Annotated in this window: 18 protein-coding genes and 1 tRNA gene; 9 read left to right on the forward strand and 10 right to left on the reverse strand. The window is 68.7% G+C overall.

Going from position 1 to position 17,057, the window contains the following annotated elements; all coding sequences use genetic code 11:
- A partial coding sequence (locus ABN273_RS54730) for a hypothetical protein (protein ID WP_349457693.1) occupies nucleotides 1-315 on the forward strand: 315 nt, incomplete at its 5' end.
- Nucleotides 315-1,463 carry a tyrosine-type recombinase/integrase gene (locus ABN273_RS54735; protein ID WP_502911320.1) on the forward strand — a complete coding sequence of 383 codons (1,149 nt, stop codon included), beginning with the start codon at nucleotides 315-317 and terminating at the stop codon, nucleotides 1,461-1,463. The genes ABN273_RS54730 and ABN273_RS54735, both read left to right, overlap by 1 nt.
- A 57-nt stretch (nucleotides 1,464-1,520) precedes the next feature.
- On the opposite strand, the gene ABN273_RS54740 is transcribed toward ABN273_RS54735, so the two are convergent.
- The 7 genes from ABN273_RS54740 to ABN273_RS54770 form a co-directional block, all read right to left on the reverse strand.
- Nucleotides 1,521-1,595: transfer RNA gene (locus ABN273_RS54740), tRNA-Val, on the reverse strand.
- 17 nt (nucleotides 1,596-1,612) lie between these two features.
- Nucleotides 1,613-2,554: an ROK family protein gene (locus ABN273_RS54745; protein WP_349457695.1), complete on the reverse strand. Its 942-nt coding sequence runs from the start codon at nucleotides 2,552-2,554 to the stop codon at nucleotides 1,613-1,615.
- Nucleotides 2,555-2,634: 80 nt separating this feature from the next.
- Entirely contained in the window at nucleotides 2,635-2,949 is a 315-nt protein-coding gene (locus ABN273_RS54750) for a hypothetical protein (protein ID WP_349457696.1), read from the reverse strand.
- 14 nt (nucleotides 2,950-2,963) lie between these two features.
- On the reverse strand, nucleotides 2,964-3,425 hold the full coding sequence (locus tag ABN273_RS54755; protein ID WP_349457730.1) for a peroxiredoxin: 462 nt from the start codon (nucleotides 3,423-3,425) through the stop codon (nucleotides 2,964-2,966).
- A 31-nt stretch (nucleotides 3,426-3,456) separates the two neighbouring features.
- On the reverse strand, nucleotides 3,457-3,885 hold the full coding sequence (locus tag ABN273_RS54760) for a DUF3052 domain-containing protein (protein WP_349457697.1): 429 nt from the start codon (nucleotides 3,883-3,885) through the stop codon (nucleotides 3,457-3,459).
- Between the two features lie 117 nt (nucleotides 3,886-4,002).
- Nucleotides 4,003-4,410, reverse strand: a complete 408-nt coding sequence (locus ABN273_RS54765) for a secondary thiamine-phosphate synthase enzyme YjbQ (RefSeq protein ID WP_349457698.1) — start codon at nucleotides 4,408-4,410, stop codon at nucleotides 4,003-4,005.
- Between the two features lie 9 nt (nucleotides 4,411-4,419).
- Complete coding sequence (locus tag ABN273_RS54770; RefSeq protein ID WP_349457699.1) at nucleotides 4,420-4,602, reverse strand: DUF1918 domain-containing protein; 183 nt, start codon at nucleotides 4,600-4,602, stop codon at nucleotides 4,420-4,422.
- Nucleotides 4,603-4,708: 106 nt separating this feature from the next.
- On the opposite strand from ABN273_RS54770, the gene ABN273_RS54775 reads away from it, so the two are divergent.
- From ABN273_RS54775 to ABN273_RS54795, 5 genes are all read left to right on the forward strand, one after another.
- Nucleotides 4,709-6,127 (forward strand): sensor histidine kinase, encoded by a 1,419-nt coding sequence (locus ABN273_RS54775; protein ID WP_349457700.1) that lies wholly within the window; start codon nucleotides 4,709-4,711, stop codon nucleotides 6,125-6,127.
- Nucleotides 6,124-6,777 carry a response regulator gene (locus ABN273_RS54780; protein ID WP_349457701.1) on the forward strand — a complete coding sequence of 218 codons (654 nt, stop codon included), beginning with the start codon at nucleotides 6,124-6,126 and terminating at the stop codon, nucleotides 6,775-6,777. The genes ABN273_RS54775 and ABN273_RS54780 overlap by 4 nt, the downstream gene beginning before the upstream one ends.
- A gap of 371 nt (nucleotides 6,778-7,148) precedes the next feature.
- Nucleotides 7,149-9,896, forward strand: a complete 2,748-nt coding sequence (gene aceE, locus ABN273_RS54785) for a pyruvate dehydrogenase (acetyl-transferring), homodimeric type (protein WP_349457702.1) — start codon at nucleotides 7,149-7,151, stop codon at nucleotides 9,894-9,896.
- A 185-nt stretch (nucleotides 9,897-10,081) separates the two neighbouring features.
- The gene (locus ABN273_RS54790; RefSeq protein WP_349457703.1) at nucleotides 10,082-11,584 is read left to right on the forward strand and encodes an alpha/beta hydrolase; all 1,503 of its coding nucleotides are present in this window, start codon (nucleotides 10,082-10,084) and stop codon (nucleotides 11,582-11,584) included.
- 25 nt (nucleotides 11,585-11,609) lie between these two features.
- Nucleotides 11,610-12,344, forward strand: coding sequence for a maleylpyruvate isomerase family mycothiol-dependent enzyme (locus ABN273_RS54795; protein ID WP_349457704.1), 735 nt, complete (start codon nucleotides 11,610-11,612; stop codon nucleotides 12,342-12,344).
- A 164-nt stretch (nucleotides 12,345-12,508) separates the two neighbouring features.
- Here the strand turns inward: ABN273_RS54795 and ABN273_RS54800 are convergent, their stop codons facing one another.
- Together ABN273_RS54800 and ABN273_RS54805 are read right to left on the reverse strand one after the other, a co-directional pair.
- On the reverse strand, nucleotides 12,509-12,865 hold the full coding sequence (locus ABN273_RS54800; protein ID WP_349457705.1) for a VOC family protein: 357 nt from the start codon (nucleotides 12,863-12,865) through the stop codon (nucleotides 12,509-12,511).
- 81 nt (nucleotides 12,866-12,946) lie between these two features.
- Complete coding sequence (locus ABN273_RS54805) at nucleotides 12,947-13,675, reverse strand: helix-turn-helix transcriptional regulator (protein WP_349457706.1); 729 nt, start codon at nucleotides 13,673-13,675, stop codon at nucleotides 12,947-12,949.
- Nucleotides 13,676-13,931: 256 nt separating this feature from the next.
- On the opposite strand from ABN273_RS54805, the gene ABN273_RS54810 reads away from it, so the two are divergent.
- On the forward strand, nucleotides 13,932-15,365 hold the full coding sequence (locus tag ABN273_RS54810) for a Hint domain-containing protein (RefSeq protein WP_349457707.1): 1,434 nt from the start codon (nucleotides 13,932-13,934) through the stop codon (nucleotides 15,363-15,365).
- A 3-nt stretch (nucleotides 15,366-15,368) separates the two neighbouring features.
- On the opposite strand, the gene ABN273_RS54815 is transcribed toward ABN273_RS54810, so the two are convergent.
- Nucleotides 15,369-16,346 (reverse strand): aldo/keto reductase, encoded by a 978-nt coding sequence (locus tag ABN273_RS54815; protein ID WP_349457708.1) that lies wholly within the window; start codon nucleotides 16,344-16,346, stop codon nucleotides 15,369-15,371.
- Between the two features lie 109 nt (nucleotides 16,347-16,455).
- On the opposite strand from ABN273_RS54815, the gene ABN273_RS54820 reads away from it, so the two are divergent.
- Entirely contained in the window at nucleotides 16,456-16,932 is a 477-nt protein-coding gene (locus ABN273_RS54820) for a GNAT family N-acetyltransferase (RefSeq protein ID WP_349457709.1), read from the forward strand.
- Nucleotides 16,933-17,057: the final 125 nt, after the last annotated feature.

The following is a 17,057-nucleotide window of genomic DNA, read 5'->3' on the forward strand; positions in this document are numbered from 1 at the left end:
CCCAACGAGAACTCGTTCAAGAGCAGTAAAGCCGCCCGGCTGGATCGTCAAGCTGCCACTCGAACCCCAGAGCTCCCGCGGCTCTGGTCGATCGCCGATCGCTTCACAAACTTTGATCCAGAGCCCAGAGCCCTGTCGCGCAACAACGTCTGGAAGCCCATCCCGGCCGGAGACGCCAACGTGCCGCCTCTTGTCGTCCGGCTTCTCCGCACGGTGGCCGAACGGCAACGGTGGCGCGCCCACATGGCCCAACTCCAAGCCCAAGCAGACGGCCAAGATCCTTCGGCAACTGAGGACCTGGGGAGGGCTGCGTGATGGCGAACAGGCCAGGCAAGCGGCGCTTCGGGAGCATTCGTCAGCTCCCATCCGGAAGATTTCAGATCCGCTCCCCAGGACCTGACGGCAAGATCCGAGTGGGTGAGAAGACCTACGAGCGGGAACGCGACGCCGACAAGGCACTGTCCTTGATCGAAGCCAAGCTGACCACGGGGGACTGGACTGATCCTCAACGGGCCAAGGTGAAGCTTGGCGACTACGCCGATAACTGGATCTCAGAGCGGACGAACCTCCGACCTCGGACAGTCGAGATCTACAAGGGCCTGCTCAAGCGCTACATCCGCCCCCACCTGGGCGGGATGCCCATCGGCAAGCTGGACACGGCTGCGGTTCGGGAGTGGCGGGCCTTGCTGCTCGGCAACGGCATCGGCGAGTCCGAGGTAGCCAAGGCGTACCGCTTCCTGCGGGCCGTGCTCATGACGGCGGCGGATGATCAGATCATCCCGCGCAACCCGTGCCGTATCCGGGGAGCGGGCGAGGAGAAGCCAGAAGAGCGGCCGGCCCTCACCGTGGCGAAGGTGTTCGAGCTGGCTGACCTGATGCCGGTACGTCTTCGCGCCCTGGTCCTCCTCGCCACCTTCGCCAGCCTGCGTTGGGGCGAAGTAGCAGCCCTGCGGCGGATGGACCTCGACCTCGCGGCCCAGACCGTCAGCGTTCGGCAACAGCATGTCGAGCTCGACACGGGCGAACTCCTCGTCGGCCCGCCCAAGTCCCGCGCGGGAGTCCGTACGGTCGCCATCCCGGAAGCGATCATCCCGGCACTCCGCGACCACCTTGACCAGTTCACCGCCCCAGAGGCCGACGCGCTGATCTTCACTGGCTCACGGGGCGGCATCCTCCGTCGGAGCAACTTCCGGCGCGCGGCCAAGTGGGACGAGAACACGAGAAAGATCGGCTTTCCGGGCCTGCACTTCCACGATCTCCGACACACCGGGAACACGATCGCAGCGAGTTCCGGCGCGAGTCTCAAAGATCTCATGCAGCGCATGGGGCATGACTCGGTCCGGGCGGCGCTGATCTACCAGCACAGCACGGCTGAGGCTGACCGCAGGATCGCCGACGCGATGAACGTGAAGATCGCCAACAACCCCAATGGATCTTCATCAGGGCTCTCTCGCTCCAGCTAATGGCACGTTAATGGCACGAAGCCCCGTTTCCATGATCGGAGACGGGGCTCTTTCTGCTGGTGGGCGGTACTGGGTTCGAACCAGTGACCCCTCGCTTGTAAGGCGAGTGCTCTACCGCTGAGCTAACCGCCCCTGATCGGCACTACACCTTACGACACCACAGGGCCCGATCGCACATCCACCGCCCACCCAGGCCCCAGTTCTGGGCGGCCTGCGGCGCGCCAGCCCAGGAGGGCCGCGCCGAGCATGCTCGCGTCCACCCCGAGCGCCGCCGGGACCAAGGGGGGTGCCTCGCGGAAGGCCAGGCGCTTGACGAGGCGGGTGCGTACCGGGTCGAAGAGGGCGGGGCCCGCTTCCGCCAGGCCGCCGCCGAGGACGATCACCGAGGGGTCCAGCAGGAGCGTGTACGTGGCCAGGGCCAGCGACAGGGCCTCCACGGCCTCGTCCCAGACCTCTATGGCGATCGGGTCGTCGGAGGAGACCACCTGCTCCGCCTTGACGCCCTCCACGCCGGCTCGCTGGCTGTAGCGGCGTCCCACCGAGGCCGCCGAGGCGTACGTCTCCAGGCAGCCCAACTGGCCGCACGCGCACTGCTCCCCGTCCGGGAAGACCGGGGTGTGGCCGATCTCGCCGGCCCAGCCGGAGGAGCCGCCGTAGGGCTCGCCGCGGATGATCGAGGCGCCGGCGATTCCCGTGCCGATGGGGAGGAACAGGAAGTCGGACAGGCCCCTGCCCGCGCCCAGGATGCTTTCGGCGAGGCCGCCGGTGCGTACGTCGTGGCCGAGCAGGACCGGGATGTCCAGGCTGGTGAAGCTCGCGGCGGGGACGTCGCGCCAGCCCAGGTTGGCCGCGTAGACGGCGGCGTTGTCGGACACCAGCCCGGGTACGGCCAGGCCGACGCCCGCCGGGATGCCGTCGCCCGAGGAGGCCAGGTGGCTGATGAAGCCGGAGATGGCGGCCACGACCGCCTCCGGGCCCTCCGCTCGGGGGGTCGGGCGCCGCTCGCTCAGCAGCACCGCGCCGGACTCGCTGATCAGGCCGCCCTTCATGGACGTGCCACCGACGTCGAGCGCGACGACGAACGAACTCATTGCGGACACGGAAAGAGACGATAGCGCAGCTCAGCTGGATGTCTGGAAAGAGTCCCGGCCCGTACCGGCGCCAGGAGCCCTCAGGCGCGTCCGAGGACGCGGTTGAGGGCCGCTTCAACCTCCGCCGACAGTCCGGGCGGCGGCGCCACGGAAGAGGCCGTGAGCGCGTCCGAGCGGGCCATCCGCACGGCCCCGCAGGACCGGCACTCCACCTCGCCCAGCCGGCAGATCAGCGCGGCCGACCCGCACGTCGAGCACGAGTCCAGGTCGAGGTCGTGCAGTCGTTGACAGTCCGGGCAGATCAACACCTGGGTCTCTTTGCGCACCCCGCGCTGCCACGGGCTGGCGCCGCGCACCGGGTCGGTCTGCCGGGCCCCGCATCGGTAGCAGGGCATGGTTCCCTCCGAAGTCAAGAAATGTCGGCGAGTGCCTTCACGTAGTCGGCGACGTCACGTGCGGAGGCGATCGGATTGACCACCGACCACCGGATCACGCCCTCGCCGTCGATGACGAAGGTCCCCCGAAGAGCGACCCCCTTCGTCTCATCGAACACACCGTACGCCCGCGCGACCTGTCCGTGTGGCCAGAAATCGGAGAGCAGCGGAAAGGTATAACCCTCGCGATCCGCCCACGCACGGTGCGTGAACACGGAGTCCACCGAGACGGTCAGCAGCTGTGCGCCCTCCAGTGGCTGGTCGCGCAGCGCGGACAGCTCGCCGTGACAGATCCCGCTGAAGGCAAGCGGGTAGAAGACCAGCACGACGTTGGAGCCCCGGAACTGAGACAGGCTCACCGGGGTGCCGTGCTGGTCCTGCAGCTCGAAATCCGGAGCCAGGGCGCCGACCTCGGCAGGATGTGCGTTCACAGGCATCATCCTGCCGCACGGAAGGCGCTCCGGCTCCCTACCGTTTGCCCTTGGGCGTGACGAGCCTGGTCCCGGACCAGTCGGGTGCGGCGGAGATGCTGCTGGTCTGCGAGAGACCCGCGGTGGCGGCATCCTCCCCGATGTCGCTCGGCTCCACGTGGCCCTCGCGCCCGGCCTTGGGAGTCAGCAGCCAGATCTGGCCGCCTTCGGCGAGTGCTCGCATGGCGTCGCTGAGGGCGTCGAAGAGATCCCCGTCGCCGTCGCGCCACCACAGCAGCACCACGTCGACGACGTCGTCGCTCTCCTCGTCCAGCAGCTCGTTACCGGTCAGGTCCTCGATGGAGTCGCGAAGCTCGTCGTCGACGTCCTCGTCCCAACCGATCTCCTGCACCACCTGACCCGGCTTGAGGCCGAGCCGTTCGGCCAGGCCGCGCTCGCCCTGCGCCTGACCCGCGGTCGCGCTCACGTTTATCCCTCCTGCTTGAGTGGCCCCGCTTATGCGGTTTATCGCTTCGGCACAGTCCACACGCTGTGACCCTCAGTCGTCAACGGTCGCCACGGGTACGGCCGTAGTCGGCCGGAATCAATCAGACAAAAACGACAGGCGAACCTGGCGTTGCGGGTTGTCGACGTTCAGATCGACGAGTGCGATCGACTGCCACGTGCCGAGCGCCAATCGCCCGCCCAGCACGGGGACGGTGGCGTACGGCGGGATCAGCGCCGGCATGACGTGCGACCGTCCGTGACCAGGCGAACCGTGGGCGTGACGCCAGCGGTCATCGGGCGGCAGCAGGTCGCGCAGTGCGGCGATCAGGTCGTCGTCGCTGCGCGCGCCCAGCTCGAGCAGGGCCACGCCGGCGGTCGCATGGGGCACGAAAATGTGCAGCAGCCCGTCCTCGCCCTGCGCACGCACGAAATCAGCGCATTCGCCCGTGATGTCGTGCACCGTCTCTCGTGACCCCGTGGCCACAGAGATGATTTCAGATCTCACAGGGAAATCTTACTTATGCACCACGACAGCATCCGGACCGGGAAACACCAGCCCAGTGTGCCCATCGTCGAAGCGCACCATATAGGGAGGTCCGCCGTTGGGGCCCTGGACCTCCATGATCACACCACTCCGGTCCCCTTCGCCGACGATATGCCCGTGCACCAGGAGCCGGTCTCCTACCGCAGCATTCATACCTCCCACATTGGTACGCGGAAAGCCGTACGAAAAGAGTGATTCGCAACTTTTGCTCCCCCTACGGGGGGAGGAAGAAAGATGACCGAAACGTTACGCTGCGCTGATGTGGCGTTTCGGGCTGCGCGGCCGGATGGCGGCGTCGTACGTGCTGGTCACGGCCGCCGCGGTGGTGCTGGTCGAGGCCGTGATCGTGGCCCTGTATGTGATCCCGCAGACCAACGCGACCGACCTGGCCTCGGTGCTGCGGGACCAGGCGGGACGGGACGCCGAGGTGCTCAGCCAGGAGGCGGCCAGGCTGCCGCCGCCGCTGCCCGATGCCTCGGGCCGTGATCTCCTGCAGCAGGCGATGTCGAGGGCTCAGCGGCGAACCCTCGTGGGCGGCGCCGGCCCGCCCGAGCCGGGCTTCGCCATGCTGGAGATGCTCGTCGACCCGGAAGGCGTGATCGTCGCCAGCTCGGCCCCGGAGATCTACGGGGTGGACGGCGGCCTGGACGTCCCGCTGCCGGGCCGCGAGGGAGGCGGCGGCAGGGCCAGGACCAGGACAGGCTCGGCGGTCTGGCACTTCAGCCCCGTGACCGTGAAGACGCCGGTGGGCCTGCAGATCATCGGGTACGTCTACGTCCAGGCCCCGGCGGAGGCCGCGCCCGCCGCGCCGGTCCTGGGCTCGCTCCTGCCTCTGCTGGCGCCCGGGCTGCTGGCGCTGGGGCTGGTGGTGCCGGTCGGGCTGGTGTTCGGCCTGCTCAGCACGCGCCGGCTGACGGGCAGGGTACGCAGGCTGGCCGAGGTCACGACGGCCGTGGCCGGGGGTGACTTCCGGCCCAGGGTCAAGGTCGCGGGCGCCGACGAGGTGAGCACGCTTGAGCGCTCGTTCAACGTCATGACCGACCGGCTCGGCGCGGCGGTCGAGGCGGCCAGGCTGACCGCGCGGGCGGAGGCCCGCCAGGCCGAACGCGGCCGGATCGCCAGGGAGTTGCACGACTCGATCTCCCAGGACCTGTTCTCGCTGAGCCTGCTGGCCGGGGGCATGCGCAGGGCCGCGCCTGACGCCCTGCGCGAACAGGCCGAGGCGATGGAGCGCACCGCCGCCCGCACGATGCGCGAGATGCAGGCGCTGCTGCTGGAGCTGCGGCCGGTGGCCTTGGAGGACGCGGGCCTGCTGCCCGCGCTGGAGGAGCTCTGCCACGCGTACGAGACGCGGCTCGGCGTCGAGGTCGAGGCCGTGCTGGCGGAGGTCGCGCTGTCGCCTGCGGCCGAGCACGCCGTGCTCCGCCTCATCCAGGAGGCGCTCGGCAACGCGATCAAGCACGCGGAGCCGGCCAAGATCACGGTACGGCTGAGCCGCGACGGCGGCCCGGTCACCGTGGAGGTGTCGGACGACGGCCACGGCTTCGACCCCTCCGGCGTGGCCGCCAAGCACGGCATGGGCCTGGCGCTGATGCGCGAGCGGGTGGCGGAGCTCGGCGGCCGATGGGAGATCCACAGCGACGGGAGCGGCACAACAGTGAGAGCGAGCCTGCCATGACGATCCGCGTCCTCATCGTCGATGATCACGAGGTGGTGCGCCAGGGGCTGCGGTTCGTCCTGGAGCAGGAGGAGGGGATCGAGGTCGCCGGCGAGAGCGGCGACGGGGCGGCGGCGCTGCACGCCGTCCGCGGGCTCCGGCCCGACGTGGTGCTGCTCGACCTGGTCATGCCCGTCATGGACGGGCTCGCGGTGCTGGAGAGGCTGCGCGGGCAGGCCGAGCGGCCCGCGGTGATCGTGCTGACCTCGTTCCAGGAGGAGGACAGGGTCGTGGAGGCGGTACGGCTGGGCGCGCTGTCGTACCTGTCCAAGACGACCGCGGTCGACCGGGTGGTGGCGGCCGTGCGGGCCGCGGCCCGCGGCGGCAGCGTGCTGGAGCCCGGGATCGCCGCGCTGCTGCTCGGGCAGGTACGGCAGGGCGGGCGCCCGCGGCCGCTCGACCTGCTCACCCCCAGAGAGCGGCAGGTGCTCTCGGCCCTGGCGAGGGGGCGGTCGAACTCGGAGATCGCCAGGGACCTGCGCATGGGCAGGGAGACCGTCAAGACGCACGTCTCCAGCATCCTGGCCAAGCTCGGTGTGGCCGACCGCACCCAGGCCGCGATCTTCGCGCTCCAGCAGGGCCTCGTCCCGCTGGACGAGGCTCTGGGGTGACGGTGGACCGGCCCCGCGGAGCCGTACCGGGAGGGGTGGCGGTTAGACTCCCTCGGTCACATCGCGCTGTCGCGGGTGAGAACCTCCCGTCTGCGGGGGAGAGTGGAGAGTACGGGCAGCGGGCTAGGGGACATTCGAGCGAAATTTCGTCTGTTTTCCTGTCTTGTTAAATTGCTCCCGCGATGTAACCTTTGGGGGCGATTCGTCCTACCATCGGTGGTCTAGGCCATCTGATCGTCTCTGCCAGCAGGGACACCTGGTTACCGGCCAGTAGAGATGCGTTTTCTACGGCTAGCGACCAGGATGGAAGGCGACCCGCAGGGCTAGACCCACAAGACCAGACATCAGTCATCCTCGGAAGGCGAGACCCAGTGGCTTCCGGACGCCAGCGATTCTCGATCATCAGCGACGGCCTACCCAGCCAGCTGCCTGATGTCGACCCCAGCGAGACCAACGAGTGGCTCGAGTCTCTCGACAACGTCGTCAAGACCGAAGGCCGCACCAGAGCCCGCTATCTCATGCTGCGCATGCTGGAGCGGGCGCGCGAGCACCAGGTCGGCGTGCCGGGTTTGCGGAGCACCGACTACATCAACACCATCCCGCCGGAGCGCGAGCCCTGGTTCCCGGGTGACGAGCACGTCGAGCGCCGCATCCGCGCCTACATCCGCTGGAACGCGGCCATCATGGTGTCCAGGGCCAACGCCCGCACCAACGTCGGCGGCCACATCGCCACCTACGCCTCGGCCGCCTCGCTCTACGAGGTCGGCTTCAACCACTTCTTCCGCGGCAAGGACCACGGCGAGTCCGGCGACCAGGTCTTCTTCCAGGGGCACGCGGCGCCCGGCATCTATGCCCGCGCCTTCCTCGAGGGCCGGCTCAACGAGGCCCAGCTCGACGCGTTCCGCCAGGAGCTGTCGCACGGCTTCCACGGCCTGCCCTCCTATCCCCACCCCCGGCTCATGCCCGACTTCTGGGAGTTCCCGACGGTCTCCATGGGCCTCGGCCCGATCGGCGCGATCTACCAGGCGCGGTTCAACCGCTACCTGCTCAACCGGCAGATCAAGGACACCAGCCGCAGCCACGTGTGGGCGTTCCTGGGCGACGGCGAGATGGACGAGCCCGAGTCGCTCGGCGCGATCGGCCTGGCGGCCCGCGAGGAGCTCGACAACCTCACGTTCGTGATCAACTGCAACCTGCAGCGGCTCGACGGTCCGGTACGCGGCAACGGCAAGATCATCCAGGAGCTGGAGTCGTACTTCCGCGGCGCCGGCTGGAACGTGATCAAGGTCGTGTGGGGCCGCGACTGGGACCCGCTGCTCGCGGCCGACGTCGACGGCGTGCTGGTCAACCAGATGAACACCACGCCCGACGGCCAGTTCCAGACCTATTCCGTCGAGTCGGGCGCCTACATCCGCGAGCACTTCTTCGGCTCCGACCCGCGCCTGCGCAAGATGGTCGAGCACCTGACCGACGACCAGATCCGCAAGCTGTCGCGCGGCGGCCACGATTACCACAAGGTCTACGCGGCCTTCAAGTCCGCCCGCGAGCACGTCGGCCAGCCGACCGTCATCCTCGCCCAGACCATCAAGGGCTGGACCCTGGGCAAGGACTTCGAGGCGCGCAACGCCACCCACCAGATGAAGAAGCTCACCAAGGCCGAGCTGAAGGAGTTCCGCGACCGGCTCTTCCTGCCGATCCCGGACTCGGCGCTGGAGGGCGACCTGCCGCCGTACTTCCACCCGGGCGAGAACGACCCCGAGATCCAGTACATGAAGGAGCGCCGCGCGGCGCTCGGCGGCGTGCTGCCCAAGCGGGTCGTGCGCGCCAAGCCGGTCACGCTGCCCGGCGACGAGGTCTACGGCGGCTTCGCCAAGGGCTCGGGCAAGCAGCAGGTGGCCACCACGATGGCGTTCGTGCGGCTGCTGAAGGATCTCATGCGCGACAAGGAGATCGGCCACCGGTTCGTGCCGATCATCCCGGACGAGGCCCGTACGTTCGGTCTGGACGCCATGTTCCCGACGGCGAAGATCTACTCGCCGCACGGCCAGACGTACGAGGCCGTCGACAGGGAGCTGCTGCTGTCGTACAAGGAGGCCGTGCAGGGGCAGATCCTGCACGAGGGCATCAGCGAGTCGGGCTCGATGGCCTCGGCCATCGCGGCCGGGTCCGCCTACGCCACGCACGGCGAGCACATGATCCCGGTCTACATCTTCTACTCGATGTTCGGCTGGCAGCGCACCGGCGACCAGATGTGGCAGCTGGGCGACCAGATGGGCCGCGGCTTCCTGCTCGGCGCCACCGCGGGCCGCACCACGCTGAACGGCGAGGGCCTGCAGCACGAGGACGGCCACACGCCGCTCATCGCCTCGACCAACCCGGCCGCGGTCTCCTACGACCCGTCCTGGGCGTTCGAGGTGGCCCACATCGTCAAGGACGGCCTGCGGAGGATGTACGGCGACCAGCCGGAAGACGTCTTCTACTACCTGACCGTCTACAACGAGCCCTACCTGCAGCCCGCCCAGCCCGCGAACCTCGATGTGCAGGGCCTGCTCAAGGGCCTGTACAAGTTCGCGGAAGGGCCGCAGACCCAGGGGCCGAAGGCCAACATCCTGTCCTCGGGCGTGGCGGGCCCGTGGGCCATGGAGGCGCAGCGGCTGCTGGCGGAGGACTGGGGCGTGTCGGCCGACGTGTGGTCGGCGACGTCGTGGTCCGAGCTGCGCCGCGAGGCCATGGCCTGCGAGGAGCACAACCTGCTCAACCCCGACACCGAGCAGCGGGTCCCCTACGTGACCCAGGCGCTCTCCCAGGCGCAGGGCCCGTTCGTGGGCGTCAGCGACTACATGAAGGCCGTGCAGGACCAGATCGCGCAGTGGGTGCCGGGTGACTGGTCCTCGCTGGGCACCGACGGGTTCGGCCTGTCCGACACGCGCTCGGCGCTGCGCCGGCACTTCCACGTGGACGCCGCCTCCATCACGCTGGCCGTGCTGACCAGCCTGGTCAAGCGGGGCGAGCTCGACGGCGAGGTGCTGCGCGAGGCCATCGCCCGCTACCACCTCAAGAACGGCGTCACCGAGGCCGGTGGCGCGGAGAGCAACGACACCCAGTCGATGGGCGTCTGAGTCATCCACGAGCGGCGCCCCCGCGAAGATCCTTTCGCGGGGGCGCCGTCATTTTCGGCGCCCACGCCGATAGGCCTGTGAGGCGGCACGTTGAGGAGGGGTACGTGCCGCCTCACCCGGGTATGGTGCCCAGTCCCGTATTGTGGGCACTACTTCCCCCTGAGAGACGAGGGGAAATCTGTTCTATGCGACGCGTCCTAGCCGCCGCCCTGCTCATGACGGCCGCCGCCGGCTGCTCCACAGTTCCGGCCGCCGAGCCCGCCACGCAGTCCACGGCGCACACTGACACGATCAACTGGGGACCGTGCACCGACATCAAGCGCCCTGACGGCGAGCCGCCGGCCCGCCAGGACTCGTCCGTACGGTGTGGCAAGCTCGCGGTGCCCCTGGACTACGCCAAGCCCGACGGGGAGAAGATAGAGCTGGCGCTCATCAAGCTGGCGGCCACGGGCAAGGGCAAGAAACTGGGCTCGGTGGTGTTCAACTTCGGCGGCCCCGGCGCCTCGGGCGTCGACACCCTCGACCAGGCCGGCAAGGCGCTCACCGCGCTGCGCGACCGCTACGACCTGGTCAGCTTCGACCCGCGCGGCGTCCAGCGCAGCTCCGGGGTGCGCTGCGGCGACACCGCCGAGATGGACAGGTACACCTCTTTGGACACCCTGCCCGTCGACAACCAGACGCACCAGGATACCGCGGCGGCCAACAAGCAGTTCGCGGCGCTCTGCCGGCAGGACTCCGGGAAGATCCTCCCGTACGTCGGCACCGTGAACGCCGCCCGCGACATGGACAGGATCCGCGCCGCGGTGGGCGATCCGAAGCTCAACTACGTCGGCATGTCGTACGGCACGCAGCTCGGCGCCGTGTACGCCACGGAGTTCCCCAAGAAGGTGGGCCGCATGGTGCTCGACGCGCCGCTGGACCCGACGGTGACGTTCGAGCAGCGGACGCTGGTGCAGACGCGGGGGTTCCAGCGGGCGTACGAGAGTTTCCTGCGGGCGTGCGTCAAGAACAAGTGCGACATCGGCAAGGACCAGGCCACCGCCAACGCGAACATCGAGAAGCTGATGAACCAGCTCACCGACAAGCCGATGACGGTCCGCGGGCGCGAGCTCACCCAGGGCCTGGCCGGCACGGGCGTGGCGGCGGCGCTGTACTCGGAGCTGACCTGGCCGTTCCTGGAGCAGGCGCTCAGTGAGGCGCTCAAGGGCCGGGGCGAGGCGCTGATGTACCTGGCCGACTCCTACACGGGCCGCGCCGAGGACGGCAAGTACTCGACGCAGATGACCAGCTTCCCGGCCATCACCTGCGTGGACACCTCCGAACGGCCCAGCGAGCAGGAGATCCGGCGCACGGAGGCGGCCGCCATGAAGATCTCGCCGCTGTTCGGCAGCGAGGGCTCGGGCGGGCTGTGCCGGTTCTGGCCGGTGAAGGGGAGCGATGGGGCACGGCACGTGAACGCCACGGGGTCCGCGCCGATCGTCGTGGTCGGCGGCAGGGGCGACCCCGCCACGCCGTACGAGTGGGCGCCCAAGCTGACGGCCCAGCTCAAGACCGCCACCCTGGTCACGTACGAGGGTGAGGGGCACGGGGCCTACCTGTCGGGGAGCAAGTGCGTGCAGGGACTCGTCGACGGGTTCCTGATCGACGGCAAGCTCCCGGCGAAGGGCGCCACCTGCCCGGCGGCCTGATCCGGCCCCCGTCTAGTGTGGCGCTGTGACGTACGACTCGCTTATCGACACAGAGGCCGCGCGCCTCGGCGCCCTGGCCACGGACCTGTCCGTCCCGGTGCCCACGTGCCCGGGATGGACGCTGGCCGACCTGGTCACGCATGTCGGCCAGACCCATCGCTGGGTCGTCCACGTGCTGCGTAACCAGGTCCAGGAGCGGATCTGGTCGCGCCAGGTGTCCAGCGGGCTGGCCGAGGGCCGAAGTGGCGACGCGGCCTGGCTGGCCGCGGGGGCCGCCGAACTGCTCGACACGCTCCGCACCACCGACCCGTCGCTCGCGGTGTGGACGTGGGGCCCTGACCGGCAGGCGTCCTGGTGGCCGCGCCGCATGGTCTTCGAGCTGGTGATCCACCGGGCCGACGCGGAGCTGGCGCTCGGCATCGACCCGGTCATCCCGGCGGAGGTGGCGATCGACGGCGTCGAGGAGTTTCTGCACAACCTGCCGTCCGCCGGCTGGATCACCCCGCGGCTGGCGGAGCTCGGCGTGGAGGGGGCCACGATCCACCTCCACGCGACCGACGCCGACGGCGAGTGGACCATCACCCAGGGCCCGGCCGGGAAGATCTCCTGGGAGCGCGGGCACGCCAAGGGCGACAGCGCGGTCCAGGGGAAGGCCCAGGACCTGCTGCTCCTGTTGTACGGCCGGCGCTCACCCGACGCGCTCACGGTCCACGGCGACGCGGACCTCCTCAACCGCTGGCTGGCCACGGCAGCTTTCTGAGCTTGGGTGGCCCTGGACGCGCCGCCGCTCGGCGATCGGCGGCGTGTCCAGGGCCGGGTGAACCGCTCTGTGCGAAGCGAACCGTCCGGATGCCGGAGTCGGCGGGGAAGGCGCTCCCTCCGGCCCGCGAACGGATGATCATCCAGGTGTCGTGACGTCGCCGATCACCTTCGGTGGAAGATCCCGAAGACGCTGCCCGACATGTCACGTAGGTAGGCGAAGTCGGTGCCGGCGCCGTCGTCGATCACCTTCGTGATCACCTTGCCGCCGAGCGACTCGCTCTTGGCGCAGGTCGCCTCGACGTCGGCAACCTCCACGTGGAAGATCGCATGCGCGGGGAACTCGCCCTTGGTGTTGAACAGCCCGCCGGCGGGCCGCTCACCGCCCGGATAGTTGATCAACCGGTAGTCGAGCGCCCCCTCGTCGCGGGCGAACGTCCAGCCGAACAGCCCGCCATAGAACGCCTGCGCGCCCTCGGGGTCGTCGGTCGCCACCTCGAACCAGGTCACCGTGTTGTCCATCGTCGTCTCCAACTGTTTTTTCTCGAACAAGACAACGATCTAACGGGTTGGCGACAACCCTATGTCGGTGTTTTCGGTTGACTAATCGAGCACAGTGCCGTGCACGATCATCTCGGGCACGTCGGGGGCGAAGCCTTCGAGCGGCCGGTCGGGACAGCGCTCGGCGGTCACGGTGGCGGCGGCGATCCGATCGAGCCGGAAGACCCGCACGTCATCGCGCAGCCGGCACCACGCCACGAGATACCAGAACCCGCCCCGGCCGCCGAGGAACACGCCCGGCTCGACGTCGCGCGAGGTCAGCATGCCCTTGGCGTCGGCGTAGTCGAGCCGGAGCACGCGCCGCCGCAACAGCGCCTCCTCGATGGCCCGGGAGATCCCCTCGGCGCCGAGCGGCTGGGTCTGCGCGCCGGGCTCGGGCGGCAGGTGGACGAGCTGCACCCGTCGCGCCAGCTCCCTGGCCAGCTCGCCCTCGGGCCCCGGCATCGCGGCCACCACCTTGCGTAACGCGCTGCGCGCCTGCCGGCCGAACGGCTGGTCGCCGGCCTGGCTGAGCGCCACCGCGATGGCCACCGCCTCGGCCGGGGTGAAGTTGAGCGGGGGGAGGGTCATCTTCTTGTCGATGGCATAACCGCCCTTGCGGCCCGGCTCCGCGTAGATCGGCACTCCTGACTCCTGCAGGGCGGTGATGTCGCGCTCGATCGTCCGCACGCTCACCTCGAACCGCTTGGCCAGCTCGCGTGCGGAGCGGCAGCGGGGCGCGATGGCGCGCAGGTCCTCGACGAGCGCGTAGAGCCGGTCGGTACGATTCACAGCCGCGACGCTACGCCCCGCCACCGACAATCGCGGCGCGTCCTCCTGCCCGGCAACCGCTGCCTCACCGCACGGTCACAGGGGTCTCACGTCCCGGAGGCGCCCAATAATCAGTGTGATTCAGCACGCTGATCACTACCGTTGGAGGTTCGATTCCTGCCAGGGACCCCCCTTGCCCCTGGCGCCCATTTGCTGGGCAATCCGGTAGGAGCCACCACATCAGTGCTGCCTGTATGGCTGACAAGGAGCGCAAGCAATGGCTCGTGATCCCCTCGCAGCGGTCTCCACGATCGCCACCCCGCAGACGTGCACCATCCCCGGCCGTATGGTCAATGCGTCGAAGGTGAACCCAAGTACGAACCTGTGGGAGATCGCCTCCTGGCGGGACCTCGGTGGCGGCACCGACCTGTCGCTGCCGTTCACCTGGACGTCCGAGAGGCAGCTCAGCGTGGATGGGATTGTGGCGTTCTGCACGGATGAGGCTACCGAGATCTTCACCGCGAATGGTTGGCGGACATTCGACAAGCTGAACGCGGGTGATGAGGTCTATACCCTGGATCATGAGACCGGTGTGGCTCGTTGGGAGCCGGTGAGAGCGGTCAACGTGCTTCCCCCCATGCGTCGGCCGATGATGCGGATGGAGGGCCGAGGACACTCGTCGCTCACGACATTGGACCATCGCTGGCCCGTCAGGCACCGGGGTAATTCGTCCTGGGGACGCAGGTGGAAGACGTCGGAGACGCTGAACGCGGTGGACTACATCCAGCGTGCGGCACCCAATGCTGATGCCCCTCAGCACCCGAAGTTCGCCGATGCCTTCGTGGAGCTGATGGCCTGGATCTGGACTGAGGGGCACATCAAGGAGTCTGTGGCCATCAAGATTGCCCAGTCGCACGTCGTGCACCCGGATCACTGCACACGGATCGACCTGGCCTTGCGTAACTACATCGGGCCGGAATTCGACGGTGACATGCGGTCGATCAGGGGATCGGGGCGTCCGGCCTGGCGTCGCTCCACTCGCGAGTGTGGTACGTCGTATTGGCACATGAATCAGGCGGCTTCCGCGCCATTCTTCGACTGGATGACGCGGCCTGAAAAGGTAGTGTCCACCGACTTCCTTCGCCTGCTCACGCCTGCGCAGCTTACCCTTTACATCGAAACGTCATTCGATGGCGACGGTTTCAACCGACGTAATCGGCTGGCGCAGACGAGCCGTGCCCGGGCGGAGGCATTCCAGGCGGCGCTGATACTCGGTGGCCACCCGACGACGCTGACGGAGATCAACAACGACCACAATCGCCAGTGGGAGGTCGGGAAGCTGCGTTCCGCGCAATTCGCGCCAGTGCAGCATGCTACCAATATCGATGCCCGTCCATTCAAAATGGAAATCGTCGAGTATGACGGCGTCGTATGGTGTCCCACAACGCCCAGTGGGACATGGCTCGCACGCCGGAGCGGGACGGTCTATTGGACCGGCAACACCGACAACGAGACCTGGGCGGGCCCCGCCCACCCGACCCAGGCCCTCAAGGCCTACCGCCGCAAGATCAACGCGCAGGCCCGCGTCGTCGTCGCCGCGATGACCGCCGCCGGTTACTCGATCGGCGACCCGGATGATGACGGAGTGCTCAATGTCGCCGGGCTGGACGCCTCGCTCCCGCTCGTCGTCAACGGATTCATCCGCCCCTGAGCGCTACCAGCGGTGGTGAACCTGGGGGCGGATCAGGTCGTCGTAGACCTCCTGGACCGCCTTCAGGGTCGCGGCGTCGAGCGGAGGCAGGGCCGCCGCGGACGCGTTGGCGGTGGCCTGGGCCGGGTTGCGGGCGCCCGGGATGACCACCGAGACGCCCGCCTGGTCCAGGATCCAGCGGAGGGCGAACTGGGCCATCGTCACGCCCGGGGGCACCAGCGGGGCCAGGCGGCGGACCGCCTCCAGGCCGGTGCCGAAGTCCACGCCCGAGAAGGTCTCACCGACGTCGAACGCCTCTCCCTGCCGGTTGTAGTTGCGGTGGTCGTCCGGGCCGAAGGTCGTGTGCTCGTCGTACCGGCCGGACAGCAGGCCGCTGGCGAGGGGGACCCGGGCGATGATGCCCACCCCGGCGGCGCGGGCGGCGGGCAGGACCTGCTCCAGCGGCTTGAGCCGGAACGCGTTGAGAATGATCTGCACGGACGCCACGCCCGGCCGCGCGATCGCCGTCAGCGCCTCCTCGCACGTCTCCACGCTGACCCCGTACGCCGCGATCTTCTGCTCGGTCACCAGCGTGTCAAGGGCGTCGAAGACCGCGTCCGTCGAGTACACCGGAGTCGGCGGGCAGTGGAGCTGGACCAGGTCGATGGTGTCCACGCCCAAGTTGCGCCGGGAGCGCTCGTTCCAGGCACGGAAGTTGGACATCACATAGTTCGAGGGGAGCTGCTCGAGCCGGCGGCCCATCTTGCTGGCCACGGTCAGCTCCGGCCGGTCCTTGGCGAAGCGGCCGACGATCTGCTCGCTGCGCCCGTCGCCGTAGACGTCGGCCGTGTCGATGAAGGTGACGCCCGCGTCCACGGCGGCACTCAGGGTGGCGACGGCGTCGTCCTCCGTCACCTGCCCCCAGTCGGCGCCGAGCTGCCACGCGCCCAGGCCGACGATGCCCACCTGGCGTCCTGTCCGTCCCAACGTGCGTTTTTCCATAGGCAACAGTGTCCAGGATGGTCACGTGGACCCTGGCCGAGGGGCGCGACGGCGCTCACCGTGGTGCCCATTTTGCGTACTCGGCGGGGTCCACTCCAGACTGAACGGCATGATTCGACCCGCCACGCCCGCAGATGTGCCGCAGATCGTCAGCATGATCCGTGAGCTCGCCGAGTACGAGAAGGCCGCACACGAGGTCCGGGTGACCGAGCAGCAGCTCGACGCCGCACTCTTCTCCGACCGCCCCGCCGCGTTCGTCCACATCGCCGAGGAGAACGGCGAGGTGGTCGGCTTCACGCTGTGGTTCCTCACCTTCTCGACCTGGCGAGGAGTGCACGGCATCTACATGGAGGACCTCTACGTACGCCCCCAGCACCGCGGCGGCGGCCACGGCCTGGCGCTCATGCGGGAGCTGGCCGCGATCTGCGCCGAGCGCGGCTACCAGCGGCTCGAATGGGCGGTCCTCGACTGGAACGAGCCCAGCATCGGCTTCTACGACAAGCTCGGCGCGGTGCGTCAGGACGAGTGGCTGAAGTACCGGCTGACCGACGAGCCGCTCCAGCGCCTGGGCGCCCGCCAGGACTGAGGTCACCTACAGTGACGCAAGCGACGCCGATGTTTCCGCGGACAACAGTTGATCATTACGAACATGTTTCGTCCGTGACGCTTGTGCGTGGCTTGTTACAGCGGTGAATCACTCGTAACGAACGC

Origin of the sequence: Nonomuraea sp. B19D2, from assembly GCF_040137845.1 — a bacterium.
Classification (GTDB): Bacteria; Actinomycetota; Actinomycetes; order Streptosporangiales; family Streptosporangiaceae; genus Nonomuraea.

Excerpts from the sequence above, each read along its gene's own strand:
- ABN273_RS54735 (WP_502911320.1), top strand. The coding sequence starts at position 315 with ATGGCGAACAGGCCAGGCAAGCGGCGCTTCGGGAGCATTCGTCAGCTC.
- ABN273_RS54750 (WP_349457696.1), bottom strand. The coding sequence starts at position 2,949 with ATGCCCTGCTACCGATGCGGGGCCCGGCAGACCGACCCGGTGCGCGGC.
- ABN273_RS54745 (WP_349457695.1), bottom strand. The coding sequence starts at position 2,554 with ATGAGTTCGTTCGTCGTCGCGCTCGACGTCGGTGGCACGTCCATGAAG.
- ABN273_RS54820 (WP_349457709.1), top strand. The coding sequence starts at position 16,456 with ATGATTCGACCCGCCACGCCCGCAGATGTGCCGCAGATCGTCAGCATG.
- ABN273_RS54790 (WP_349457703.1), top strand. The coding sequence starts at position 10,082 with ATGCGACGCGTCCTAGCCGCCGCCCTGCTCATGACGGCCGCCGCCGGC.
- ABN273_RS54815 (WP_349457708.1), bottom strand. The coding sequence starts at position 16,346 with ATGGAAAAACGCACGTTGGGACGGACAGGACGCCAGGTGGGCATCGTC.
- ABN273_RS54770 (WP_349457699.1), bottom strand. The coding sequence starts at position 4,602 with ATGAATGCTGCGGTAGGAGACCGGCTCCTGGTGCACGGGCATATCGTC.
- ABN273_RS54775 (WP_349457700.1), top strand. The coding sequence starts at position 4,709 with ATGTGGCGTTTCGGGCTGCGCGGCCGGATGGCGGCGTCGTACGTGCTG.
- ABN273_RS54810 (WP_349457707.1), top strand. The coding sequence starts at position 13,932 with ATGGCTCGTGATCCCCTCGCAGCGGTCTCCACGATCGCCACCCCGCAG.
- ABN273_RS54780 (WP_349457701.1), top strand. The coding sequence starts at position 6,124 with ATGACGATCCGCGTCCTCATCGTCGATGATCACGAGGTGGTGCGCCAG.
- ABN273_RS54800 (WP_349457705.1), bottom strand. The coding sequence starts at position 12,865 with ATGGACAACACGGTGACCTGGTTCGAGGTGGCGACCGACGACCCCGAG.
- ABN273_RS54755 (WP_349457730.1), bottom strand. The coding sequence starts at position 3,425 with ATGCCTGTGAACGCACATCCTGCCGAGGTCGGCGCCCTGGCTCCGGAT.